The organism is Actinoplanes solisilvae (assembly GCF_003999975.1).
GTDB lineage: Bacteria > Actinomycetota > Actinomycetes > Mycobacteriales > Micromonosporaceae > Actinoplanes > Actinoplanes solisilvae.
Map to the genome: position 1 here is coordinate 17,172 of NZ_RJAC01000041.1, position 22,894 is coordinate 40,065.

At 70.4% G+C, this 22,894-nt stretch carries 23 protein-coding genes; 11 read left to right on the plus strand and 12 right to left on the minus strand.

What is annotated here, in order from left to right; genetic code table 11:
• Nucleotides 1–12 precede the first annotated feature (12 nt).
• A complete protein-coding gene (locus EER30_RS44260; RefSeq protein ID WP_127508544.1) occupies nucleotides 13–657 on the minus strand; it encodes an SRPBCC family protein in 645 nt (214 codons plus the stop codon).
• The gene (locus EER30_RS44265) at nucleotides 654–1,694 is read right to left on the minus strand and encodes a zinc-dependent alcohol dehydrogenase family protein (RefSeq protein ID WP_127508547.1); all 1,041 of its coding nucleotides are present in this window, start codon (nucleotides 1,692–1,694) and stop codon (nucleotides 654–656) included. The genes EER30_RS44260 and EER30_RS44265 overlap by 4 nt, the downstream gene beginning before the upstream one ends.
• A gap of 153 nt (nucleotides 1,695–1,847) precedes the next feature.
• Between EER30_RS44265 and ppdK the strand changes: the two genes are divergently transcribed.
• Both ppdK and EER30_RS44275 read left to right on the plus strand, forming a co-directional pair.
• Nucleotides 1,848–4,505, plus strand: a complete 2,658-nt coding sequence (gene ppdK / locus EER30_RS44270) for a pyruvate, phosphate dikinase (protein ID WP_127508549.1) — start codon at nucleotides 1,848–1,850, stop codon at nucleotides 4,503–4,505.
• A 9-nt stretch (nucleotides 4,506–4,514) separates the two neighbouring features.
• The gene (locus EER30_RS44275; RefSeq protein WP_127508552.1) at nucleotides 4,515–4,898 is read left to right on the plus strand and encodes a hypothetical protein; all 384 of its coding nucleotides are present in this window, start codon (nucleotides 4,515–4,517) and stop codon (nucleotides 4,896–4,898) included.
• Between the two features lie 48 nt (nucleotides 4,899–4,946).
• On the opposite strand, the gene EER30_RS44280 is transcribed toward EER30_RS44275, so the two are convergent.
• Entirely contained in the window at nucleotides 4,947–5,591 is a 645-nt protein-coding gene (locus EER30_RS44280; RefSeq protein ID WP_127508555.1) for a response regulator, read from the minus strand.
• Nucleotides 5,592–5,705: 114 nt separating this feature from the next.
• On the opposite strand from EER30_RS44280, the gene EER30_RS44285 reads away from it, so the two are divergent.
• On the plus strand, nucleotides 5,706–6,665 hold the full coding sequence (locus tag EER30_RS44285; protein WP_127508558.1) for an Acg family FMN-binding oxidoreductase: 960 nt from the start codon (nucleotides 5,706–5,708) through the stop codon (nucleotides 6,663–6,665).
• A gap of 94 nt (nucleotides 6,666–6,759) precedes the next feature.
• Complete coding sequence (locus EER30_RS44290) at nucleotides 6,760–7,770, plus strand: hypothetical protein (RefSeq protein ID WP_127508561.1); 1,011 nt, start codon at nucleotides 6,760–6,762, stop codon at nucleotides 7,768–7,770.
• A 302-nt stretch (nucleotides 7,771–8,072) separates the two neighbouring features.
• Here the strand turns inward: EER30_RS44290 and EER30_RS44295 are convergent, their stop codons facing one another.
• From EER30_RS44295 to gap, 3 genes are all read right to left on the minus strand, one after another.
• Entirely contained in the window at nucleotides 8,073–10,466 is a 2,394-nt protein-coding gene (locus tag EER30_RS44295; protein WP_127508619.1) for a phosphoketolase family protein, read from the minus strand.
• Between the two features lie 246 nt (nucleotides 10,467–10,712).
• Nucleotides 10,713–11,330 carry a CBS domain-containing protein gene (locus EER30_RS44300; protein ID WP_240670713.1) on the minus strand — a complete coding sequence of 206 codons (618 nt, stop codon included), beginning with the start codon at nucleotides 11,328–11,330 and terminating at the stop codon, nucleotides 10,713–10,715.
• Nucleotide 11,331: 1 nt separating this feature from the next.
• Nucleotides 11,332–12,345, minus strand: a complete 1,014-nt coding sequence (gene gap / locus EER30_RS44305) for a type I glyceraldehyde-3-phosphate dehydrogenase (RefSeq protein WP_127508564.1) — start codon at nucleotides 12,343–12,345, stop codon at nucleotides 11,332–11,334.
• Between the two features lie 215 nt (nucleotides 12,346–12,560).
• On the opposite strand from gap, the gene EER30_RS44310 reads away from it, so the two are divergent.
• The 6 genes from EER30_RS44310 to EER30_RS44335 all read left to right on the plus strand — a co-directional run bounded on the left by EER30_RS44310 (nucleotide 12,561) and on the right by EER30_RS44335 (nucleotide 18,721).
• Nucleotides 12,561–13,037, plus strand: a complete 477-nt coding sequence (locus EER30_RS44310; protein WP_127508567.1) for a universal stress protein — start codon at nucleotides 12,561–12,563, stop codon at nucleotides 13,035–13,037.
• A 45-nt stretch (nucleotides 13,038–13,082) separates the two neighbouring features.
• Nucleotides 13,083–14,006, plus strand: coding sequence for an ABC transporter ATP-binding protein (locus tag EER30_RS44315; RefSeq protein ID WP_127508570.1), 924 nt, complete (start codon nucleotides 13,083–13,085; stop codon nucleotides 14,004–14,006).
• A complete protein-coding gene (locus EER30_RS44320; RefSeq protein WP_127508573.1) occupies nucleotides 14,003–15,580 on the plus strand; it encodes an ABC transporter permease in 1,578 nt (525 codons plus the stop codon). The genes EER30_RS44315 and EER30_RS44320 overlap by 4 nt, the downstream gene beginning before the upstream one ends.
• A 197-nt stretch (nucleotides 15,581–15,777) precedes the next feature.
• Nucleotides 15,778–17,229, plus strand: a complete 1,452-nt coding sequence (locus EER30_RS44325) for a bifunctional aminoglycoside phosphotransferase/ATP-binding protein (protein WP_127508576.1) — start codon at nucleotides 15,778–15,780, stop codon at nucleotides 17,227–17,229.
• 78 nt (nucleotides 17,230–17,307) lie between these two features.
• Nucleotides 17,308–18,201, plus strand: coding sequence for a class I fructose-bisphosphate aldolase (locus EER30_RS44330; protein ID WP_127508579.1), 894 nt, complete (start codon nucleotides 17,308–17,310; stop codon nucleotides 18,199–18,201).
• Nucleotides 18,202–18,214: 13 nt separating this feature from the next.
• Nucleotides 18,215–18,721: a flavodoxin family protein gene (locus tag EER30_RS44335; protein ID WP_127508582.1), complete on the plus strand. Its 507-nt coding sequence runs from the start codon at nucleotides 18,215–18,217 to the stop codon at nucleotides 18,719–18,721.
• 69 nt (nucleotides 18,722–18,790) lie between these two features.
• Here the strand turns inward: EER30_RS44335 and EER30_RS44340 are convergent, their stop codons facing one another.
• The 3 genes from EER30_RS44340 to EER30_RS44350 all read right to left on the minus strand — a co-directional run bounded on the left by EER30_RS44340 (nucleotide 18,791) and on the right by EER30_RS44350 (nucleotide 20,132).
• Nucleotides 18,791–19,207 (minus strand): beta/alpha barrel domain-containing protein, encoded by a 417-nt coding sequence (locus tag EER30_RS44340; RefSeq protein WP_127508585.1) that lies wholly within the window; start codon nucleotides 19,205–19,207, stop codon nucleotides 18,791–18,793.
• Nucleotides 19,208–19,342: 135 nt separating this feature from the next.
• Nucleotides 19,343–19,738 carry an Hsp20/alpha crystallin family protein gene (locus EER30_RS44345; protein ID WP_127508589.1) on the minus strand — a complete coding sequence of 132 codons (396 nt, stop codon included), beginning with the start codon at nucleotides 19,736–19,738 and terminating at the stop codon, nucleotides 19,343–19,345.
• Between the two features lie 103 nt (nucleotides 19,739–19,841).
• Nucleotides 19,842–20,132, minus strand: coding sequence for a hypothetical protein (locus tag EER30_RS44350; RefSeq protein WP_127508592.1), 291 nt, complete (start codon nucleotides 20,130–20,132; stop codon nucleotides 19,842–19,844).
• A 246-nt stretch (nucleotides 20,133–20,378) separates the two neighbouring features.
• Between EER30_RS44350 and EER30_RS44355 the strand changes: the two genes are divergently transcribed.
• Entirely contained in the window at nucleotides 20,379–20,660 is a 282-nt protein-coding gene (locus tag EER30_RS44355; protein ID WP_127508595.1) for a hypothetical protein, read from the plus strand.
• Nucleotides 20,661–20,683: 23 nt separating this feature from the next.
• Here the strand turns inward: EER30_RS44355 and EER30_RS44360 are convergent, their stop codons facing one another.
• From EER30_RS44360 to EER30_RS44370, 3 genes are read right to left on the minus strand one after another with little or no spacing between them, the layout of a single operon-like run.
• Nucleotides 20,684–21,022: a helix-turn-helix domain-containing protein gene (locus tag EER30_RS44360; RefSeq protein ID WP_127508625.1), complete on the minus strand. Its 339-nt coding sequence runs from the start codon at nucleotides 21,020–21,022 to the stop codon at nucleotides 20,684–20,686.
• A gap of 5 nt (nucleotides 21,023–21,027) precedes the next feature.
• Nucleotides 21,028–21,975, minus strand: a complete 948-nt coding sequence (locus tag EER30_RS44365; protein ID WP_127508598.1) for a patatin-like phospholipase family protein — start codon at nucleotides 21,973–21,975, stop codon at nucleotides 21,028–21,030.
• 41 nt (nucleotides 21,976–22,016) lie between these two features.
• On the minus strand, nucleotides 22,017–22,892 hold the full coding sequence (locus EER30_RS44370; RefSeq protein ID WP_127508601.1) for an alpha/beta fold hydrolase: 876 nt from the start codon (nucleotides 22,890–22,892) through the stop codon (nucleotides 22,017–22,019).
• Nucleotides 22,893–22,894 lie beyond the last annotated feature (2 nt).

The window sequence follows — 22,894 nt, forward strand, 5'->3', positions numbered from 1 at the left end:
CCACCCCGGACGTTACGAATCCACCGCCTGCCGGGTCAGGGCCGAAAGACCCGCCGCCTGGAGCTTTTCGGCGCGGTGGCGCAGGCCGAGCAGCATCCGGCGTTCCATGACGAAGCTGCCCTGTGCCATTACCAGGTCGTAGTAGAAACGACCGTCCGGTGGGCTGATGCGGTTGCGGCTGATGAGCCGGGTCCCCCCGTCGACCGGCCTCAGGATGAAGGCCCATACCCAGGCGCCGTCGGTCGACCGGAAGACCAGCGTCCGGTTCTCGGCACAGATCTCGACCCGCATCCGCGGGCCGTCCGGTCCGAGCGGCAGGACGTCGCCGACCGCCAAGTTCTGGAACTCGGGCAGGATCTCGTCGGTGCTGTGCATGTCGAGGCCGAACAGGTTCTCGATCCAGTCGTAGGTGTACGCCCCGCCGCGCCCGCTGCCCATCTGCACCAGCCACGGCCACACCGCCCACGGCTCGGCGCCGATGGTGACCGCCCGGGTGGATCGCACGGCGGCGCCCGGCAGCAGGTCGTCGCCCGGCAGCGGTCCGGTTGCCTCCTGCTCGGTGGCGCCCCAGGTGAGGCAGTAACGCCGGGCCGGTGACGACACGGCCGCGGCCCCCGCCGCGAGGCCCGCGGCGGTGACCAGCATCCAGGTCCTCATCGTGACACCACCACTTTCAGCGCCCCCGAGTGCGCCGCGTCGGCGAAGACGTCGTACGCGTGCATGAACTCGTCGAAGCCGAACCGGTGGGTGATCATGTTGCCGACGTCGAGCTGACCGGCGACCAGCATGTCGAGCAGTCGCGGGGTCGAGAACGTGTCGACCAGACCGGTGGTGATGGTGACGTTGCGGATCCACAGGTCCTCGAGGTGCAGGGTGGCCGGCTTGCCGTGCACGCCGATGTTCGCGATCCGCCCGCCCGGGCGTACCAGCGTGGTGCACAGCTCGAAGGTCTGCGGCGTGCCGACCGCCTCCATCACCACGTCCGCGCCGAGCCCTTCCGTCAGCGCCTGAACGACGGCGAGGGGTTCCTGGGTGCCGGCGAGGACCGTCGTGTCCGCGCCGAACAGCTTCGCGGCCTGCAGGCGGCTCTCCGCCTTGTCGATCACGACGATGTGAGCGGGCGAGTAGAGCCTGGCGGTGAGCACCGCGGCGAGCCCGATCGGTCCGGCGCCCACGATCACGACGGTGTCGCCGGGCTTGACCTGGCCGTTGAGCACACCGACCTCGTACGAGGTGGGTAGGATGTCGGCCAGCAGCACGGCCGACTCGTCGCTGACCTGCTCCGGCAGCTTGTAGGTCGACAGATCCGCGTACGGGATCCGCGCGTACTCCGACTGCACGCCGTCGACGAGGTGACCGAGGATCCAGCCGCCGCCGCCCAGGCACTGCCCGTACGCGCCCTGCCGGCAGTAACGGCAGATGCCGCACGCGGAGATGCACGACGCGAGCACGCGATCCCCGGCGGCCAGACCCGATACCGCGCTGCCGGCCTCGACCACGGTGCCGACGGCCTCGTGCCCCAGCACCCGGCCGGATGCGACCTCGGGCACGTCCCCACCGAGAATGTGCAGGTCGGTGCCGCAGATCGTGACGGCATCAACCCTGATGATCGCATCCTTGGGATCGGTGATCGCAGGATCGGGAATCTCCGTCCACGATCGGGCCCCCGGGCCGCCGTAAACAAGTCCCTTCATGGCACTCCTCCTTCGTTCGATGTCTTCTTCGCCTCCACAGTCGTCGCATGCGGGCCCATCGAGTAGGGACGTACGGCCCTACAACCCGGGCCCTCGGCCGGGATACCAACAAGGCAGGCTTCCAGCGGGGAGGCGAGAGGGGTGCGACCGGCCATGACCAGATTCGTGTACGACTTCGTCGAGGGTCACAAGGACCTCAAGGACCTGCTCGGCGGGAAAGGCGCCAACCTGGCCGAGATGACCCGGATGGGTCTGCCGGTGCCGCCGGGATTCACGGTCACCACCGATGCCTGCCGCGAATACCTGCACACCGGATCGGCCCCCGCGGGCATGCTCGCCGAGGTGGAGCACCACCTGCGCATGATGCAGAACCAGATCGGCAAGACATTCGGCGACTCGGACGACCCGCTGCTGCTGTCCGTGCGCTCCGGGGCGAAGTTCTCGATGCCGGGAATGATGGAGACGATCCTCGATATCGGATTGAACGACACCACCGTCGCCGGCCTGGCCCGGCGCACCTCGGACGAGCGATTCGCCTGGGACTCGTACCGCCGCCTGATCCAGATGTTCGGCCGGACCGTCTTCGACGTGCCCGCCGACGAGTTCGAGACCGAGCTCGCCCACGCCCGGCATGCCGCCGGCGCGGGGACCGACTCGCAGCTGACGGCCGGGCAGTTGCAGGACCTCGTGCACTCGTACAAGAAGGTCTTCCACGCCCACACCGGCCGTGACTTCCCGCAGTCGGTGCACGAGCAGCTCTTTCTCGCCATCGTGGCGGTGTTCCGGTCGTGGAACGCCGAGCGTGCCCGGGTCTACCGCCGCAAGGAGCGCATCCCGCAGGAGCTGGGAACCGCGGTCAACGTCATGGCGATGGTCTTCGGCAACCGGGGGCAGAACTCCGGCACCGGTGTCGCCTTCACCCGTGACCCGGCCACCGGACGGCGCGGAGCCTACGGCGACTACCTGCGCAACGCGCAGGGCGAGGACGTCGTCGCCGGCATCCGCAACACCGTCGGGCTGGCCGAGCTGGCCACCATCGACCCGCCGAGCTACCGGCAGTTGCTGTCCATCATGCAGCGCCTGGAGCAGCGCTATCGCGATCTGTGCGACATCGAGTTCACGATCGAGAACGGCAAGCTGTGGATGCTGCAGACCCGCGTCGGCAAGCGCACTCCGGCGGCAGCGTTCGTGATCGCCGCGCAACTGGTCGACGAGGGCACCATCACTCTCGACGAGGCCTTGCAGCGGGTCAGCGGTGAACAACTCGCCCAGCTGATGTTCCCGAGCTTCGACGAGGCCGCGGCCCACGAACCCCTGACGACCGGCGTCCCGGCCTCACCGGGAGCATCCGTCGGGGCGATCGTCTTCGACTCGGCCCAGGCGGTCGTGGCCACCGGCCCGGTCATCCTCGTGCGCCGCGAGACGAACCCGGACGACCTGCCCGGCATGATCGCCGCGCAGGGCATCCTGACCAGCCGCGGCGGCAAGACCTCACACGCCGCGGTCGTCGCACGCGGCATGGGCAAGACCTGTGTCTGTGGCGCTGACGAGCTGCGCATCGGCGACGGCGAGGTGACGGTCAACGGCCACACCCTGCACGCCGGCGACATCATCTCGATCGACGGCACCAACGGCCGGGTCTACGCCGGCGCGGTTCCGGTGCGCCCGTCGAAGGTGGTCCGCTACTTCGAGGGCGAGGTCACCGCGCACGGCGACCCGCTTCTCGCCGCGGTCGAACGCCTCATGATCCACGCTGACCACGTCGCGACCCTCGACGTGCACGCGAACGCCGACACCGCCGCCGACGCTGCCCGGGCCCGCCGGTTCGGCGCCGGCGGCGTCGGGTTGTGCCGCACCGAGCACATGTTCCTCGGCGACCGCCGAGTGCTCGTCGAGAGACTCATCCTGGCCGAGGACGACGACGGGCGCGATCAAGCGCTCGCGGCCCTGCTGCCCCTGCAACGCGCCGACTTCGAGCAGCTTTTCGCCGCGATGGACGGGCTGCCCGTGACGGTCCGGCTGATCGACCCGCCGCTGCACGAGTTCCTGCCGCCGTTGGAGGAGCTGACCGCCCGCGTGGCCCGTGCCGAAGCACTCGGCGAGGACCCTGGACACGACGGCGCCCTGCTGACCGCTGTCCGCCGGATGCACGAGGCCAACCCGATGCTCGGTCTGCGCGGCGTACGCCTCGGACTGGTCATCCCCGGGCTGTTCGCGATGCAGGTTCGCGCGATCGCCGAGGCCGCGGCCGCCCGCGCCGCCGCGGGTGGCGACCCTCAGCCGGAGATCATGGTTCCGCTGGTCGGCGCGGTCCAGGAGCTGGAGACCGTGCGCGCCGAGGCCGAAGGTGTGCTGGCGAGCGTGCCCGGCGCTCCGCCGATCCGCATCGGCACGATGATCGAGGTGCCCCGGGCCGCTCTGATCGCCGGGCAGATCGCCGGCGCGGCCGAGTTCTTCTCCTTCGGCACCAACGACCTCACCCAGATGACGTGGGGCTTCTCCCGCGACGACGTCGAGGGCGCGTTCTTCGGCCGCTACCTCGACCTGGGAATCTTCGGGGTCTCGCCGTTCGAGACCATCGACGCCGAGGGCGTGGGCGAGCTGGTCCGCATCGCCGTGACCCGCGGCCGCGCCGCCCGGCCCGACCTGACCATCGGGGTGTGCGGCGAGCACGGGGGCGACCCGGCCTCGGTGCGGTTCTTCCACGACGCCGGGCTCGACTACGTGTCCTGCTCCCCGTTCCGGGTGCCGATCGCCCGGCTCGAAGCCGGCCGGGCACCCGTCACAGCGTCTTCCTCCGACAGCCGATAGGTCATAGCGATGAACACGTCCTTGGACACACGCCTTGACGCCGGTCCCAAGGCACGCGCCATCACGGTCGTTCCCGTCCTCGACGGTGAACGACCGGTCGGCGCGTGGATCGTCAACCGCGAGACCGCGGTCTTCCGCCCCGTCGTCGACGTCACCGGGCTGGCCGGCGCGATCCTCGCCGTGGCCGGCGCGATCGCCGTGACCACGGTCGCGGTGGCTCGGCGCCGCGCGGCGATCGGCGCGGTGACCATGGGCCCCGGCGGCTGGGTCAGCGTCAGGGGGGCCGCGAGCCCACGACCGCGGGCCCGGACGCGGAGGCCGTGGTGGGCCCGCCTGATCGGCGCCCACCCGCTCGTGACCCGCGACCGGAACCCACGCCGTCCGCACAGGTGAGCACGAAGTCGGGCGCCGACCTGACGGCCCTGGCCGGGGCCGTCAGCCCTATCCGTGTGGGTGCTCGCCGAGCAGCCGGGTCGCCAGCACGGCCGCCTGCGTGCGCCGCTCGAGCCCCAGCTTCGCGAGCATGCTCGACACGTAGTTCTTGACAGTCTTCTCGGCCAGGAACATGCGCCCGGCGATCTCGCGGTTCGTCAGGCCCTCGGCGACGTACTCCAGGATCCGGCGCTCCTGATCGGTGAGCCCGGCCAGCTCGCGGGGCTGCTCCACCCCGTTGCGGATGCGCTCGAGCACCCGCTGGGTCACCGCCGGATCGAGCAGTGACTGGCCCTGCGCCACCCGGCGGACCGCGTCGACCAGGTCGGTGCCGCGGATCTGCTTGAGCACGTAACCTGAGGCGCCCGCCATGATCGCGGCGAAAAGGGCCTCGTCATCCTCGTACGACGTGAGGATGAGTCCCTTGATGGACGAGTCGACCGCGCGCACGTCACGGCAAACGTCGATGCCGCTGCCGTCCGGCAGCCGGCCGTCGAGGATCGCCACGTCGGGGCGCAGAGCGGGGATGCGCCGGGTCGCCTCCTGAGCGGAGCCGGACTCGCCGACGACCTCGATGTCACCGGCCGACTGGAGCAGATCGACGAGGCCGCGACGAACCACCTCATGGTCGTCGAGGAGAAAGACCCGAATCATGTGTTCTTTCTACCCTGTACGGCCGCCCGGCACCCACCGCCGAAGGTCCTAGGGGCGGCGCCGACAGGACTTTCGGCCCTGAACCCGATGGTTGGACGGCGGCACCGTGGAGACATGACATCGCTTGAAGACGCTGCCCGAGCAGCCCAGCACGCGCCATCGGTCTTCAACACCCAGCCCTGGACCTGGCGAATCGTCGGCGATGACCTGGAGCTCCACGCCGACCCGGGCCGTCGTCTCACCACCGTCGACCGCGAAGGGCGCCTGCTGCTGCTCAGCTGCGGCGCCGCGCTGCACCACGCCCGCACGGCGCTGAACGCCGCCGGCTGGTCAGCCGTCGTCGAACGATTCCCCGACACCGGACGACCCGAGCTGCTCGCCCGGATCTGGCTCGGCCACACCGTGCCGCCGGACCCGGAGGCGCAGCGCATGGCAGCGGTGATCCCCCGGCGCCGCACCGACCGGCGCGCCTTCGGCGATCGCACGGTGCCCGAGCAGGAGCTCACCAAGCTGCGCCGCTTCGTCGAGGCCGAGGGCGCGTACCTGCACGTCGTCCGTCCCGATCAGGTCCCCCAGCTGGCCATCTCGGCCGAGCTCGCCGGCGACGCCGAACTGGACGATCCGGCCTACCGCGCCGAGCTGAATGAATGGACCACCCGGCCCGCGTTCACCGGCGACGGCGTGCCACCCGCGACCGCCGTCCGCCCGGAACTGCGCCGCGTGCCGCTGCGCGACTTCGCCCCGGACAGCACCGCCGGGCTGGCCGCCGGCTCCGCACACGACCAGGGCGCCGCCTACGTGGTCATCTTCGGCACCGGCGACTCGCCCCTGGACCTGCTCCGCGGCGGGGAGGCGCTCTCGGCTCTGCTGCTGCTCGCCACCGCCGACGGTCTGGCCACGGCCCCGCTCAGCGATGCCGTCGAAGTCGAGTGGCCGCGCACCCTGCTGCGGGACCTGCTCGCCGGCATCGGGGAACCGTTCCTCGTCGTCCGGCTCGGCTACCTCCCGGACAACGAGGGTCTGCCGCCGGTCCCCCGCCGAGACCCTCGCGAAGTGATCACCGTCATCGAGTAACGGTCCCCCACTTCGCGGCGGCTCTCGGGACTTCCGCCCCTGTGCACCCCTCGCGGACAGGACTATCCACAGGGAAACAGGCAAGGGGTGACCAATGGAACTCAAGACCAGGAAACTCGCACTGAGGCCGTTAGCGGCTGCCGCCTCGCTGGGCCTCGCGTCGGCAGCGGCGATCGCACCCAGCCCGGCCGCCGCGGTGAGGCCCGCGCCCTACGAGGTGGTAGATCTCGGATTCGGCGGCGAGGCGAGGGCGATCAACAGCCGGGGCCAGGTCGTCGGCGAGGGCCAGCTGGCCGGAGAGGCGCACTTCCATCCGTTCCTCTGGACCGGCGGCACGATCACCGACCTGGGGGTACTCGAGCGGGGTGAACGGGAGTACGGACGGGCGACCGACATCAACGATCACGCGCAGGTGGTCGGCTTCAGCGTGGTGCGGCAGGACCCCGAGCAGTCGGGCCAGCATGCTTTCCTCTGGCAGAACGGCGTGCTCACCGACCTCGACCGGTCCGCGTACGACAGCATGGCGAACGCGATCAACAACCACGGCCAGGTCGCCGGGGTTCGATACATCCCCGGTGGCCGGCACGCCGTCTCCTGGCAGAACGGGGTGATGACCGACCTCGGGCCGGGCATCGCCACCGGCATCAACGACCAGGGCCAGATCATCGGGTCGGCTACCGGGACAGGCGCCGCACTCTGGGTCCGCGGCAGGGCGTACGACCTCGGCGCGCCGGCCGGGTCGGACGACTGGACCCCCGTCGCCATCAACGATCGCGGCTGGATCGTGGGCAATGCCTGGGCCGGAACGGATCTCCGGGCGTACCTGTGGAGGGCCGGCTCCTTCGTCGATCTAGGAACGCTGGGCGGGAGCGGTGCGGAGGCGATAGACATCGACAACCGCGGTCAGATCCTGGGTCTCAGCCAACCTGCCGGAGCTGACGCCGCAACGCACGCCTTTCTGTGGCGCGACGGCACGACGATCGACCTCCACCGGCGCGGCGTTCCCGAATATCCGACACTCGACGCTCTTGGCGATCGAGGCCAACTCGTCGGATCGGTCGGCGACGCGAACGATCACGCCGGCCTCTACCGGCTCCGGCGCTGACCGCCGGCGACCGCCAGGACCAGGCTGCCGGCGAGATGGTGGCCGGGCGAGGAGTCGAACCTCGCATGTAGGCGCGGGGAAATCCCTCGGTCCGCCCCACCCTGTTCGGGTAGTTGCCGCATGTCTACCGGCCGTGACTCCGGGCGGCTCGCCGCCCTTCCTCTTCATCCTGTCCCGAGGAGTCCCGTACCGGCAGGGTCGACCAGCCCTCGCCTGCGGGACCAAAGGCCCGGGGACTCGCGATGTCATGGCAGCGCCACGGCGCGGCCGATGGCTTCGGAAAGCCACCGGCCGGGGCCGCATCAACCGCGCTGAGCCCAGTCGCCGAGAGTCCAATCGCGGACCTCGGGCATGTCCTCCAGGTGCTCCACCACGTACGCCTCGTGCCGCTCGAGCTGGCTCTCGCACCACGCCTTCAGGTCCGCTGCCCCACGGGGCAGCCGCTTGGCGTTGTTGATCGCGTCCATCACCAGGTGGTAGCGCGACGCCTTGTTGCGGACGGTCATGTCGAACGGTGTCGTGGTGGTGCCCTGTTCGATGAAGCCGCGCACGCGGAACCGGTCGGCGTCCGGCCGGCCGTGCACGAGCTGATGGATCGCTCCGGGGTAGCCGTGGAACGAGAACACGACGTCGACGGTGTCAGTGAACAACTCGGTGAACAGGGTTTCAGTCATGCCGTGCGGGTGGTCCTTCGGCCGGGGCAACGTCATGAGGTCGACCACGTTGACGACCCGGGCCTTGAAGGCGGGTAGCCGCTCCTTGAGGATCTGCGCTGCGGCGACGGTCTCCATGGTGACCACGTCGCCGGCACACGCCAGCACGATGTCGGGGTCGCTGCCGCCGTCGTCGGTGCCGGCCCACTCCCAGATGCCGGCGCCGCGGGCGCAGTGCCTGATGGCCTCGTCCATCGACAGGTACTGCAGTTGCGGCTGCTTGTCGATGACGATCAGGTTGATGTACGACCGCGAGCGGAAGCAGTGGTCGGACACCGACAGCAGGGTGTTGGCGTCCGGCGGCAGGTAGACCCGGGCGACGTCGCCGCGTTGTGTGAGCACCACCTGGATCAGGCCGGGGCCCTGGTGACTGAAGCCGTTGTGGTCGTTGCGCCACGCCGTCGAGGTGAGCAGGACGTTGAGGCTGGGCACCTTCGCCCGCCAGGGCAGATTCTTGGCCTCTTGCAGCCACTTGCCGTGCTGGACGGTCTGCGACGCGCTGACCATGGCGAACGCCTCGTAGGTGGCGAACATGCCGTGCCGGCCGGTGAGGTTGTAACCCTCCAGCCAGCCGTGGCAGTTGTGCTCGCTCAACACCTCCATCACCCGGCCGTCACGGCCGATCGCCACGTCGTCGGGGGTGACGTGCTCCATGAAGGCACGGTCGGAGACCGCGAAGACCGCACCGAGGCGGTTGCTGTTGGTCTCGTCCGGCGAGAACAGCCGGAACCGGTCCGGGTTGCGCGTGTAGATGTCGCGCATCATCTCACCGAGCTTGCGCGTCGACTCCGCGTGCGACCGGGCCGGCTCGGCGACGTCGACGGCGTAGTCACGGAAGTCGGGCAGGTCGAGGTCGCGGGTCAGCAGGCCCCCGTTCGCGTGCGGGCTGGCGCTCATCCGCAGGTCGCCGTCGGGCGCCTGCTCACGGATCGGCGCGACCGGCGCCCCGGCAAAATCGAAAAGCTCCTCCGGACGGTACGACTTGAGCCAGCGCTCCAGCAGCGCGAGGTGCTCGGGGTTGTCCTTCACCCCGGACAGCGGCACCTGGTGCGACCGCCACGTGCCGGTGACCTTGATCCCGTCGACCTCCTCCGGCCCGGTCCAGCCCTTCGGTGAACGCAGGATGATCAACGGCCAGTTCGGCCGGGTGCCGTCCCATTCGCCCTCGCGGGCGGAGGTCTGGATCTCGCGGATCCGGCCCCACGCCTCGGCCAGTGCGGCCGCGAAGCGGAAGTGCATGCCAGGCATGTCCTCGCCCTCGACCTCGATCACGTCGTAGCCGTGGCCGCTCAGCAGTTCGCGTACCTCGGCGGGGTCCTTGCGGGCCAGAACCGTCGGGCCGGAGATCTTCGCGCCGTTGAGGTGCAGGATCGGCAGGACGGCGCCGTCGTGGACCGGGTTGATGAACGACACCCCCTTCCACGAGCCCTCGAGCGGGGCGGTCTCGGCCTCGCCGTCACCGACCACCGCTATGGCGAGCAGGTCGGGGTTGTCCATCACCGAACCGAAGGCGTGCACCAGCACGTAGCCGAGCTCGCCGCCCTCGTGGATGGATCCGGGCGTGGTCACCGAGACGTGGCTCGGGATGCCGCCGGGGCTGGAGAACTGCCGGAACAGCCGCAGCATGCCGGCTTCGTCCTGGCTCACCGCGGGGTAGATGTCGCTGTAGGCGCCCTCGAGATAGCCGGCGGCGACCAGCGCCGGACCGCCGTGGCCGGGTCCGGTCAGGTAGATCGCCTCCTGGCCGGTGTGCCGGATCAGCCGGGACACGTGCGCGTAGATCAGCGACAGGCCGGGGCTGGTGCCCCAGTGGCCCAGCAGCCGGGGCTTGATGTGCTCGGCGGTCAGAGGCTCGCGCAGCAGCGGATTGCCCTGCAGGTAGATCTGGCCGATGGTCAGGTAGTTCGCGGCCCGCCACCAGGCGTCCAGGCGGCCGAGGTCGACCTCGTCGGGCTCGGCGAGGGTCTTCTGCAGATCGGACATAACCGCGGTCACGGCGACTCCCTCGTTCTGGGCTTTGCGGTCGTCTACGACCGTATGGTGGCGAACGCAGGCTCCGTAGGGCCGCAAGAAGCAGCCGACGGGACTTTCGGCCCTAGTCTACCGTCAACGCGCGCCACGGCCGGGGTTCCGCCGATCCGCGTAGGGCCCGGGCGGAGGACGCAGACGGAAAGCCGGGTCGCACGAACGAAGGTGGCGCCGGATCGGCGCCACCTTTCGTCGATCCGCTCACGACAGCGCGGGCGAACCCGTCCGGACCCCGGCGACGCCGGGGACCGTCCTGGCCAGCACCGTCACGATCGCCTGCTCGGTATCGTTGTCGTACTCCCCCGACACCGTGACGACACCGTCCTTGACCGCCACGGTCCAGCGCGGCGCACCGTCGCTGTACTCCTCCAGCCGGTGCCGCACCTCACGGGCCAGCACCTCGTCGGTGCGCACCATCGCCCGCAGGATGTCACGACGGCTGATGATGCCCACCAGGGCGCCGTCGTCCACGACCGGCAGGCTGCGCACGTCGTGCTCCAGCATGGCCTCGGCCACGTCCGCCACGTCCGTCTCCGGCTGGGTGGCCAGCGGGTAGGAGGCCATGACCTCCAGCACCATGCCCGGCCGGGCGGAAGGGTCCAGGTCGGGCAGGGCCCGCAGGTGCGTGGTCGGGTCCGAGGGCACCCGGTGCCAGAGCAGATCGCTCTCGCTCACCATCCCGACCAGGCGATCGTCGTCGTCGACCACCGGCAGCGCGGTCACGGCCTTGGCCGTCATCAGCGCCGCCGCGGCCTCGACCGAAGCCGTCTGGGAAACGGTGTGGACGGGGCTCGACATGATGTCCTTGGCACGCATCATGTCACCTCCGGGCCATCTGCAGCGTCAGGTCGACGAGGCGGCTGGTGTAACCCCACTCGTTGTCATACCAGCCGAACACCTTGGCGAGCCGGCCCTGCGCCTGGGTCAGACGGGCGTCGAACACGCAGGACGCCGGGTCGCCGATGATGTCGGAAGAGACCAGCGGTGCGTCGGCGTACCGGATGATGTCGCGCAGTTCCGGGCCGGCGGCGGCCGCGGCGACCGCCTCGTTGATCTGCTCGGCGGTGACCTCGGTGGCGAACTGAAGGGTCAGGTCGGAGACGGAACCGTCGATCACCGGCACCCGCAGGGCGACGCCGTCGAGACGTCCGGCGAGGTCGGGAAGCACGAGCCCGACCGCTTTGGCCGCACCGGTGCTCGTCGGGATGATGTTGACTCCCGCCGCGCGAGCCCGGCGCGGGTCCTTGTGCGGTGCGTCGAGCACGTTCTGGTCGTTTGTGTAGGCGTGCACGGTGGTCAGGTAGCCACGTTCGATGCCGAACGCCTCGTGCAGCACCTTGAGCAGCGGGGCCACACAGTTGGTGGTGCAGGACGCCGCCGAAATGATCTGGTGGCGCGCCGGGTCGTAGGTCTCGGCGTTCACGCCGGGCACCAGAGTGGCGTCGACACCCTTGCCGGGAGCCGAGATCAGCACCCGGTCGGCGCCCGCCTTGAGATGCAGCGCCGCGTCGTCGCGTGTCCGGAGCTTCCCGGTCGATTCGATCACCAGATCGACGTCCAGCTCGGCCCACGGCAGTTCCTCGGGCGAACGCCGGCTGAACGTCGGGATGCGCCGCCCGTCGACGATCAGTTCGTTGTCGCTGGAGCTCACCTCCGCGTCGAGGCGGCCGAACGTCGAGTCGTGCTCGAACAGGTGCGCGAGGGTGGCCGTGTCGTACAGATCGTTGATCGCCACCACCTCGAGGCCGGCGTCGCGGAACTTCTTCTCCGTCAGCCGGCGCAGGTAGTTGCGCCCGATGCGGCCGAAGCCGTTGATCGCGATGCGGTAGGTCATCGTCGTCCTCCATGTGTCGTCGGTGCCCTCAGCCTTTCGCCGCCGGCCCGTACGCGGCAGGGCCGAAGGACCCGGCGCGAAGGGTCCTGCGCGGCCCGTCCACTCCGACGACGGCCGGCCCGGGGTTCGCCGGAGCCCGTGGTCGGGACTTTGGACTCTGCTGAAACACATCGACGGACGGCACCGTGGAGTGCGAAGCTGACGGAGGTGAAACTATGACGACCACCCGGCATCTGATCGTCGTGGGCGTGGACGGTTCCGAAGGCGGCCGGCGCGCTCTGGAGTGGGCCGTGCGCGAGGCCGGTGAGCGCGGCAGCGCGGTGCAGGCCGTCACCGCCTGGTCGTGGGACGGGATGGAGTTCGGCCCGGTCCTCGCGACGAATCCCGAGCAGGCGAGGGAGCGAGCGACCCGTCTGCTCGACGCCGAGATCAAGGCTCTCCTCCCGAAGTACGGCTCCCACATCCCGGTAGCAGCCGAGGTGATCGAGGGCGCGCCCGCAGAGGTGCTCGGCGCGTGCAGCCGTACGGCGGACCTGCTGGTGCTGGGCAGCCACGGGCACGGCAGCGTGCGGCACACCGTCCTGGGCTCAGTCAGCGAGAAGGTCGTCCGCAAGGCCACGTGCCCCGTCGTCGTGATTCCGGTGCCGTCCGACGCGCACACCGAGGAGACGGAGCCCGTTCCTCGTCGGTGAACGGGCTCGCGCAGCGATGCTGCCGGGCACGGAGCTGGAGGCTTCATGAACAGGTTCAGCGGGCCCGCCATCTCCATCACGGCCCTGAGCAAGTCGTTCGGCTCCGTCAAGGCCCTGGACCGGCTCGATCTGAGCGTCGCGGCCGGTGAGGTGCACGGCTTCCTCGGCCCCAACGGCAGCGGCAAGACCACCACCATCCGCGTCCTGCTCGGCCTGTTGCGCGCCGATTCGGGCGCCGCCGTGATGCTGGGTCAGGATCCGTGGCGTGACGCCGTGGCCTTGCACGGCCGGCTTGCCTACGTGCCCGGCGATGTGACGTTGTGGCCGGGCATCACCGGCGGTGAGGTCATCGACCTCCTCGGACGCATGCGCGGCCGTTTCGACCGGCGCCGCCGCGACCGGCTTCTGGGGATGTTCGACCTGGACCCGAGCAAGAAGGCACGCACCTACTCCAAGGGCAACCGGCAGAAGGTCGCCCTGATCGCCGGCCTGGCCTCGGACGCCGAACTGCTGCTGCTCGACGAGCCCACGTCCGGCCTCGACCCCCTGATGGAGTCGGCCTTCCAGCACTGCATCCGCGAGGTGCGGCAGGAAGGCCGGACGGTGCTGCTGTCCAGCCACATCCTCGCCGAGGTGGAGGCCCTGTGCGACCGGGTCAGCATCATCCGGCTCGGGCGACGGGTCGAGTCGGGGACATTGCGCGAGCTCCGCCACCTGACCCGAACGTCGATCATCGTGGAGACGGCCGAACCGCTGAACGACGTCGCCGACCTGCCGGGCGTTCACGATCTCGTGCTGGAGGGCCACCGCGCCCGCTTCGACGTCGACACCGCCGACCTGGACGCCGTGGTGCGCCGTCTCGCCCCGCTGGGCGTGCGCAGCCTGACGAGCACTCCACCGACGCTCGAGGAGATGTTCCTGCGGCACTACGGCGACGACGGCGCGCGGATCCCCGCCGTGTCATCATGACCGGGACGCTCGGACTGCTGCGGTTCATGCTTCGCCGCGAACGCGTCGGCCTGCCCTGGTGGCTGCTGGGCGCCACCCTGCTGGTCCTCGTGCAGTCCACGCAGAGCCAGAACCTCTACGGCACACCGGAAGAGCTCGCCAACCTGCGCCGCACAATCGGCGGCAACACCGCCGTGATCGCGATGAGCGGCCCCACCCGGCTGCTCGACTCGATCGGCGGCGAGGTCATGTTCGAGATCTTCGCGTTCACGGCGATCGTGGTCGCCCTGATGACCATGTTCCTGGTCGGCCGGCACACCCGGGCGGACGAGGAAGCCGGGCGCGCCGAACTGATGCGCTCGGCACGGGTCGGCCGCCACGCACCCCTGGCGGCCGCGCTGGCTCTCGCCGGCCTCGCCGACCTCTCCGCCGGGCTGCTCGTGTTCGCCGCGACCTACGGCACCGGCCTTCCGATCGGCGGGTCCGCTCTGGCCGGCGCGGCCGTGGCCGCGGTCGGGGTGACCTTCGCCGCGCTCACCGCGGTCGCGGCTCAGCTCTTCGAGAACACCCGCGCCGTCTACGGCGCCGTCGCCTTCGTACTCGGCGCGGCTTACGCCCTACGCGCCGTCGGCGACGCCGGCAACGGCGCCCTGTCCTGGCTCTCGCCGATCGGGTGGGGGCAAAGAACCTTCCCGTACGCCGGTGACCGCTGGTGGCCTCTGCTGCTGCCCCTGACGACGAGCGCGCTGCTGGTCGTGCTCGCCGCGGCGTTGCTGGCGCGACGCGACTTCGGGGCCGGCCTCGTGCCGTCCCGCGCGGGCCGGGCCACCGCTTCCCCCGCCCTCGGCAACGCCTTCGGGCTGGCCTGGCGCCTGCAGCGACCGGCTCTGGTGGGCTGGGTGGCGGGACTGATGCTGCTCGGGGCCGCGTACGGGTCGGTCGGCAACAGCATCGAGCAGTACGTCGAGGACAATCCCGAGATCGCGCAATTCCTGGCCGGGGGCGCGCAAAGCGTCGTCGACTCGTATCTGGCCCTGACCGTCAGCCTGTCGGCCTTGATCGCGTCGGCCTACGGGGTAACCAGCGTGCTGCGGCTGCGCGTCGAGGAGACGTCCGGCCGAGCCGAACCCGTACTCGCCACCAGGACCAGCCGTCTCGTCTGGCTGGCGAGCCACACCGTCGTCGCCCTGGCCGGCAGCGCGCTGGCCATGCTGGCCATCGGCACAGGTGAGGGGTTGGCGTACGCGCTGACGGTCTCGGACCTCGGCCAGGTTCCCCGGCTCATCGGGGTCGCGTTCGCCTATCTGCCCGCGGTGTGGCTCATCATCGCCGTGACCGTGCTGGCCGTCGGTTGGCTGCCGGAGGCGGCGGCACCGATCGCCTGGACCACCGTGGGCTACTGCGCCGTCGTCGGGCTCTTCGCCGATTCCTTCGACCTGCCGGGCTGGACTCAGCGTGCCTCGCCGTTCGCACAGACGCCACGGGTTCCGCTCGACACGCTCACCGTCGCCCCGCTCCTGATCATCGGGATGATCGCCGCCGCGTCGGCCGTCACGGGTTACGCCGGCCTGCGCCGCCGCGACTTCGGTCGCTGAGGCGAGGCCGGCACCGCCGCCCTGTCAGGACGTCAGGGGCGCCGGGCGGCGCGTGAACTGTTCGCTGTCGTCGGCGGCCACGCGCGTTGGGCGGCCGTGCCGAAGGTCCCGGCAAGGCGGTTCCTAGCCCCCTACGCCGGCGCCGCGCCGCGACCCACGCTGGAGACGGACATCCGAAGGCGATGGAGGTTTCCGTCATGGTCAACGCCGACCGCGCCACCACGCTGGAGACGCACGCCGCGGTGCTGTTCTTCCTCGGTGACCGGGTCTACAAGATGAAGAAAGCCGTCGACCTCGGGTTCCTCGACTTTTGCGAGCGGGCCGACCGGGAGGCTGTCTGCCACCGCGAGGTCGAGCTCAACCGGCGGCTGGCCCCCGACGTCTATCTCGGCGTCGCCGACGTGCACGGTCCCGACGGCAAGGTCTGCGAGCATCTGGTGGTGATGCGGCGCATGCCCGACGACCGGCGCCTTTCCACGATGATCCGGGCCGGTGACGCGGTCGACGACCATCTGCGGCGGCTGGCCCGGCTGCTCGCGCGCTTCCACGCCACCGCCGATCGAGGACCGGCGATCTCGGCCGAAGGCACCCGGGACGCTCTGCTCGGCCGGTGGGACGCCACGTTCGAACAGTTGCGGGGTTTCCGCGGCGACGTCCTCGACGACGCGGCCGCCGGTGAGATCGAGGAGCGTACGCACCGGTTCCTGGCCGGGCGCGAGACGCTGTTCGCCCACCGGGTGGAGCAGGGACGCATCGTTGACGGGCACGGCGACCTGATCGCCGACGACATCTTCTGCCTCCCGGACGGTCCTCGCCCGCTGGACTGCCTGGAGTTCGACGACCGCCTGCGCTATCTGGACGCGCTCGACGACGCCGCTTTCCTCGCCATGGACATCGAGCACCTGGGCGCGCCAAGAGAAGCTTCCGAGTTCTTCGACCACTACGCGGAGTTCAGCGGCGACCCGGCCCCGCCGCCCCTGCGGCACCACTACCTCGCCTATCGGGCCTTCGTCCGGGCCAAGGTGGCCTGCCTGCGGCACCGCCAGGGCGATCCGGCCGCGGCCTCCGACGTGCGTTCGTACGCCGACCTGACCGTGCGGCATCTGCGCGCCGGAACGGTGCGACTGATCGTGGTCGGCGGCGGGCCGGCGACCGGCAAGACCACACTGGCCGGAGGGATCGCCGACCGGCTGGGCGCGGTCGTGCTGAGCAACGACCGGATCCGTAAGGAGATGACCGGTCTCGCACCGGAGATGAGCGCCGCCGCCGCCTACCGGCACGGCATCTATACGCGGGAGTGGACTGACCGCGCCTACCGGGAGCTGCTCGACCGAGCCGCAGAACTGCTGCGGCGGGGTGAGACGGTGGTTCTGGACGCCTCGTGGACGGCGGCACGGCACCGCCAGGCCGCGCGCGAGCTCGCGACCGGCACCCGGAGCGACCTCTACGAGCTGCGATGCACGGCTGACCGGCCAACGGTCGTCGAGCGCCTGGCCCACCGCACGGCGACCATGTCCGACGCCGACGCCGGGATCGCCGACGCGATGGCGGCCACCGCGGCGCCCTGGCCGGAGGCCGACGTGCTGACCGCCGGCACTGTCGGGGAGACCCTCGAACGTGCGCTCGCCGTCGTCGAACCAGGCCGGTAGGCGCGCCGGTCGGGACGTCCGGCCCTGACGCCCGGCCCGGTGCGGGAGAAGCGTGAGAGCAGAGGAAGGGAGACCGCCATGAGCGCGCGGCTACGACTGGCGAACTGTGGGTTGAGCGCGGGCAAGAGGGCCCGGCTGCACCGGATTCTCTACAAACACGGACTCGGCAACGGAACCGCGCTGTTCCTGCCGTACGACCAGGGCCTCGAACACGGACCGCGGGACTTCTTCGCCGATCCGATCGCGGGCGACCCCCGGTACATCGTGCGGCTGGCGCTCGAGGGTGGGTTCAACGGCATCGCCCTCCAGATCGGGCTGGCCGAGAAGTTCTACTGGGACTACGCCGGTGAGGTCCCGCTGATCCTGAAGCTGAACGGCAAGACCGACATCCCGAACGACGCCCGGGCCCTCTCACCGCTGCACGCGTCGGTCGAGGACGCCGTACGCCTCGGCGCGGACGCGGTCGGCTACACCCTGTACGTCGGCACACCCGCCCAGGAGGACGATTTCGCGCAGTACCGGGTCGTTCGCCAGGAGGCCCAGCGCTTCGGCATGCCGCTGATCGTCTGGGCGTACCCGCGCGGCGAGGCCATCGAGAAGAAGGGCGGCAAAGACTCCTTCTACGCGGTGCACTACGCCGCCCGCGTCGCCAGCGAGCTCGGCGCGGACATAGTCAAGGTCAACTTCCCGCACCCGGAGAAGCACATCGCGGTGCCGGCCGACTACGCGGTCGACTTCAGCAGCCAGGACGCCATCGACGCGGTGGTCCGCGCGGCCAACCGGACAATGGTGCTGGTGTCCGGAGGCAGCCGGGCGAGTGATGAGGCCATGTTCGAGAAGGCCCAGGAATCCATGTCCGCCGGCGCGACGGGCCTGATCTTCGGCCGCAACGTCTGGCAGCGCGACCACGAGGAATCGCTGCGTTTCGTGGACCGCTTGCGGCAGATCCTCGCCAAGTACCCGACGCCCTGAACGGAGCACAGCCATGAAGGCCCTGGTCGTCTATGAGTCGATGTTCGGAAACACCGAGCTGATCGCCCACGCGGTGGCCGAGGAACTGGAGTCCGCGTTCGACGTCACTCTGGCGCCGGCCTGCGACATCCCCTCGGCCGACGGCGTTGACCTGCTGGTCGTGGGCGCGCCGACGCACGCGTTCGGCCTCAGCCGTCCGGGTACCCGCGAGGACGCCGTACGGCAGGGCAGCACCCGCCGTCCCGATGTCGGGCTTCGCGAGTACCTGGACGTGTCACCCATGCTCACCTGCACGGCGGCGGCCTTCGACACCCGGGTCGACAAACCGCGACTGCCGGGCTCCGCCGCGCGACGAGCGCATCGTCGTCTGCGCGGGCTCGGTTGCCGCCTACCCGCCGCGCCCGAGAGTTTCCGGGTGTCGGGCACCCGCGGACCGCTGCTCCCCGGCGAAGTGGACAGGGCCCGTCAGTGGGCAGGCCGCGTCGCGGCGGCAACGCTGATCGAACGCCACCCGGTCTGACCCCCGAAAAGGGATGGGCCATGAACAAACCGATCCCTGCTGCACCACGCCGCTGCCCGGTCGCGGTGGTCAGGCCGGCCTGAAGCTCCCGTCGCCCGGAGTGAGGGCGGTCAGGACCGGGCACCGTGCCCGGCGCGTCACCGCCCTCAGCAGAGCGGCCTCGAAGGTGTTCGCCGGCGCGGGCAGGACGGCAAGCGCAGACCCCGCGGTCGCGGCGGTCAGCGTGATCGCCGGGTCGATTCCCCGCGCTACCGAAAGCGAGAACGGGACGTGCGGATACTTCTCCGCCCACCGCTCGATCGACTCGGTCAATGTCTCATCGCCGGTCACGCCCGCGGACATCTGCACGACCAGCGGCACGCAGCGATGATCAGCTTCGGTGAAGGCGGTTCGCAGGACGTCGTCGGCGGACAGCACCGACAGAATTGCCGCCAGGACCGGGCCCTGTCCGGTCGGTACGCACGGCTCACGCGAGTGACTGATCATCGTCGTCCTCCGGGTACTCGACCTCTTGCTTCATCATCCCGCCGGCGTACCCGTCGAGCCAGGGTCATAGGTCCCCGGCCCACGGACCGACCGGCGGCCTGAGGGGGTTGGCCGCCGGTCGGTGATGAGGGAGCATCACTCCGCGGTGATCGCGATGTGGCGACCGGCCGGTGGCGGCGCGGTGAGCGGCACCTTGATCTCCAGGATTCCGTTGCGGTACGAGGCCACGATCTTGCCCTCGTCCGCATTGGCCGGCAGCCGCACCGAGCGCTGCAGAGATCCGTAACGGAACTCGCTGCGGTTGAGGCCCTTCTCCTCCTCCCGGCGCTCGGCCTTCACGGTCAGCACCCCGTGCAGCGCGGTGATCCGCAGGTCCTTGTCGGGATCCAAGCCGGGCAGCTCCGCACGCAGCAGATACTCCTGATCGGACATCCGGTCCTCGAAACGGATCGCCGGCAGCGGGCGCGGAAAATCGACCTCCAGCCAGTCGGTCATGTCCTCGAAGAGCCGGGGCAGCAGTCCTCCAGCCATCTCCTTCTCCTTCCGCCTTTGCCTCTGCCTCCATCCGACTGCGGGATCGCGCGCCCGGGCAGGGCCGAAGGACCCGTCTGCCGGTCGCCTCCCGGGCACGACGTCACTCGTGGCCGACGCTTCCCTCGGGAGGGACCGTGAACGGATGGATGTCGTCGTCCCGCTCCGCCAGCCGTTCGATCGCCCGCTGGTATTGACCGGGGGTGATCTCGTGTCGCAGGAGGCTCGCGACCAGGGCTCCCTCCAGGCTGCTCGCGGTCGGCGAGGAAGCCGGTCGCCGTTCGCCGGGCGAGGAGTCGTCGGGATCGCGCGCCGGCAGGTCCTTGAGGGCGGCCCACATCCCGACGGCCATGATCGTCAGCAACACCGTGACGACCAGCAATAACATGATCACGTCGGCGCCTCCTCCTGACGCCTGACGGTATCGGCGGGCAACCACGGCGCGACAGGAGCGAAGGGAACTCCGGACCGGGACCTTCAGCCCTGGTCGCGCGACAGTTCCCCGCGATCTCCGGACCGCGTGGAATGCCCGGCCACCGGTGGTTGCCGCCGGAACGAGGGGACCTTCGACCCTGACGCTGTTAGCTGAACCGGGCTAACTTGCTAAGTGAAGGGTCAAGTCGGGAGGAGGCGAAAAAACATGACGACCACCAATACGAAGACCGTCCGCGAGTCCGCACCGGCCAAGCCCGCGACCAAGCCCGAGGAGCGCCGCGAGCGCACCCGCCGCATCGGACGCGACGTCGGCATCCTGGCGGTCAACGCCTACGAGCGCGGCATCGCCGACATCGTGGCGTTGGAGAAGGATGCCGCGAAGATCGCTCCGTACCCGTGGGTCAAGTCCGCGCTGACCATGACGGCGGGGCTCGTCGAGGACGTCGGAGCTGCCTATGTCAAGACGGCACGCCAGGCGCTGCGGTGACGTGGCGGGTCAGGGCCCGGGGGTCACTCCCCGGGCCCTGACCCGTTCCCGGTCGCCACGAATGCCTGATAGACCTCGGCCAGCGCCTGGCGCTGCCGCGCGGTGAGCCGCCGATCGGCCGCGATCGCGGTGAGCACTGCCGGCGAGGCGTCCTCGTCGGGTCCGGCCTCACGGCGCAGCGCGTCGGCGGTCGTCCGCAAGGACCCGGCGATGGCGTGCAGCACGCGGTCCGACGGTGCCCGCAACCCCCGCTCGATCTGCGACAGGTAGGGGCCGGAGATTCCCACCATCGAGGCGAACTGGCGGATCGGCAGCTCGGCCAGCTCGCGCCGGTGCCGGATGATCTCGCCGAGGCTCGGCATGGTGCTCACCGAACGCCGGACCTGCTCAGCGTGGCCGGGATGGTCACCTGCGCGGTCCGCAGGACGTCATGACGACGCCGGCCGTCCATCAGGTTGATCCCGAGCGCGGGCAGGTCGTCGGGGCCGGGGGTGATGACCGTGACCCGGCCACCGGCTCGCTCCACCTTCCGTCGTTCCAGGCTGACCTGCACGGCGAACGCCTGACGCAACCTGCGTTCGGCACACCAGGACGGCCGCAGCGGCCGATCCGTCTCATAGCTGGCCATCGGCGCCAGCACGTACACCTCGTCGAGCCCTCGGCCTTGCAGCAGGTCGAGAGAGGCCGCGGAACGCACTCCCCCGTCGACATACCGACGGTCGCCGATCACGGTCGGCGCGTGCCAGCCCGGGATGGAACAGGAGGCCACCACCGCGTCGGGCAACGAGGCCGACGGGCTCCCGGCACGACCGAACACCACCCGGCGACCGCGCTCGTAGTCGACGCCGACGATCCAGGTGTCGCGCTCGGGCCACTGGTCCGGATCGTCGCTTACCATCGTCTCGAGATAGCGGCGCAGGGTTCGATGCTCGGCGCGGCCCTGCGGAACGAAAGCGCTCGCCAGCGCCCGCAGGTGCACACTGTGGGGCGCGAGCGCCGCCGTTGCGAGCATCCGGGCGGACCCGATTCGCATCCGCGGTGGAGGCGGCAGGCGCCCGGAGTCGTGCTGGAACTCGTGCGCGCCCGGCAGGTGCGCCTCGCCGTCACCGAGCTGGTGCGCCACGAGCTGGGCGGGCGTGAAGCCGAGCCGCAGGGCGGCCGCCACGATGCTGCCGGCACTGGTGCCCACGATGACGTCGCAGTCGTCCAGCGGCCGGCCGATGCGTTCCTCGACCGCGGCCAGACCGCCGATCATCCAGGCCGCCCCGAGGATCCCCCCGCCGCCCAGCACCAGGCCCACGCGTTTGCCGCTCACCAAGCTCACCGTCCCGTGATCTGAGGCACATGGTGCCACGATCACCGGGCCGGCGACCACTGCTCCGCCAGGTGGCAGATCTCTTCGGCGATCGCCGGCTGCAGTGCTCGGGGCAGGTCATGGCCCATTCGCGGGAACACCACCAGCTTCGAGCCGGCGATCGCTCGTGCCGTCGCCCGGCCTCCGGAGAGCCGCACCAGCGGGTCGGCGTCACCGTGAATCACCAGCGTCGGCAGGCGCAGGCGCCGGAGCACCGGCCTGCGATCGGCGGCCAGGGCGATTGCCGCGAGCTGTCGCCGGACCCCGCCCGGGTCATGGGCACGGTCGAAACTGCGGGCCGCGGCGTCGCGGATGAAGTCCTCGTCAAGGGGGTAACCCGGCGAGCCGATCACTCGGAAGATCCGCACCATCTGTTCGCCCGCCTGATCGCGGTCGCGGGCGGGACCCGCCAGCAGGGTGGCCAGGACGCGAGGATGCGGCCGGCCGATGCGGGGTGACGGAGTGGACGAAAGGGACGTCAGGGTGCGAACCCGGCCGGGGTGGGAGCCGGTCAGCAGCTGCGCGATCATGCCGCCCAGGGACACGCCCGCGACGTGAGCGCTGGACCAGCCCAGATCGTCCAGCACCGCCAGCGCGTCCGCGGCCATGTCGGGAAGGCCATAACCGGGATGCCGGGACAGCAGCGTCAGCGGGGACGGGACGCCCAGCCCGGTCAGATGCGTGGACTGCCCGACGTCGCGATTGTCGAACGTGACGACGCGGAAACCACCGTCGGCCAGCAGCCTCCGAAACGTCTCGGGCCAGAAGAGCCGCTGCAAACCCAGCCCCATGATCAGAAGGAGTGGGCTGCCGCCGTCCGGCCCCTCCACCTCGTACGCGATTTCCACGGGTCCGTGCCGCGCGATGCCTGACGTCATGC

Bases quoted from the DNA above. Each gene is read 5' to 3' on its own strand.
- EER30_RS44275 (WP_127508552.1), top strand. From the start codon at position 4,515: ATGAACACGTCCTTGGACACACGCCTTGACGCCGGTCCCAAGGCACGC.
- EER30_RS44265 (WP_127508547.1), bottom strand. From the start codon at position 1,694: ATGAAGGGACTTGTTTACGGCGGCCCGGGGGCCCGATCGTGGACGGAG.
- EER30_RS44310 (WP_127508567.1), top strand. From the start codon at position 12,561: ATGACGACCACCCGGCATCTGATCGTCGTGGGCGTGGACGGTTCCGAA.
- EER30_RS44295 (WP_127508619.1), bottom strand. From the start codon at position 10,466: ATGTCCGATCTGCAGAAGACCCTCGCCGAGCCCGACGAGGTCGACCTC.
- EER30_RS44345 (WP_127508589.1), bottom strand. From the start codon at position 19,738: ATGGCTGGAGGACTGCTGCCCCGGCTCTTCGAGGACATGACCGACTGG.
- EER30_RS44285 (WP_127508558.1), top strand. From the start codon at position 5,706: ATGACATCGCTTGAAGACGCTGCCCGAGCAGCCCAGCACGCGCCATCG.
- EER30_RS44290 (WP_127508561.1), top strand. From the start codon at position 6,760: ATGGAACTCAAGACCAGGAAACTCGCACTGAGGCCGTTAGCGGCTGCC.
- gap (WP_127508564.1), bottom strand. From the start codon at position 12,345: ATGACCTACCGCATCGCGATCAACGGCTTCGGCCGCATCGGGCGCAAC.
- EER30_RS44260 (WP_127508544.1), bottom strand. From the start codon at position 657: ATGAGGACCTGGATGCTGGTCACCGCCGCGGGCCTCGCGGCGGGGGCC.
- EER30_RS44335 (WP_127508582.1), top strand. From the start codon at position 18,215: ATGAAGGCCCTGGTCGTCTATGAGTCGATGTTCGGAAACACCGAGCTG.
- EER30_RS44315 (WP_127508570.1), top strand. From the start codon at position 13,083: ATGAACAGGTTCAGCGGGCCCGCCATCTCCATCACGGCCCTGAGCAAG.
- ppdK (WP_127508549.1), top strand. From the start codon at position 1,848: ATGACCAGATTCGTGTACGACTTCGTCGAGGGTCACAAGGACCTCAAG.
- EER30_RS44325 (WP_127508576.1), top strand. From the start codon at position 15,778: ATGGTCAACGCCGACCGCGCCACCACGCTGGAGACGCACGCCGCGGTG.
- EER30_RS44320 (WP_127508573.1), top strand. From the start codon at position 14,003: ATGACCGGGACGCTCGGACTGCTGCGGTTCATGCTTCGCCGCGAACGC.
- EER30_RS44330 (WP_127508579.1), top strand. From the start codon at position 17,308: ATGAGCGCGCGGCTACGACTGGCGAACTGTGGGTTGAGCGCGGGCAAG.
- EER30_RS44360 (WP_127508625.1), bottom strand. From the start codon at position 21,022: ATGCCGAGCCTCGGCGAGATCATCCGGCACCGGCGCGAGCTGGCCGAG.
- EER30_RS44340 (WP_127508585.1), bottom strand. From the start codon at position 19,207: ATGATCAGTCACTCGCGTGAGCCGTGCGTACCGACCGGACAGGGCCCG.
- EER30_RS44280 (WP_127508555.1), bottom strand. From the start codon at position 5,591: ATGATTCGGGTCTTTCTCCTCGACGACCATGAGGTGGTTCGTCGCGGC.
- EER30_RS44300 (WP_240670713.1), bottom strand. From the start codon at position 11,330: ATGATGCGTGCCAAGGACATCATGTCGAGCCCCGTCCACACCGTTTCC.
- EER30_RS44370 (WP_127508601.1), bottom strand. From the start codon at position 22,892: ATGACGTCAGGCATCGCGCGGCACGGACCCGTGGAAATCGCGTACGAG.
- EER30_RS44355 (WP_127508595.1), top strand. From the start codon at position 20,379: ATGACGACCACCAATACGAAGACCGTCCGCGAGTCCGCACCGGCCAAG.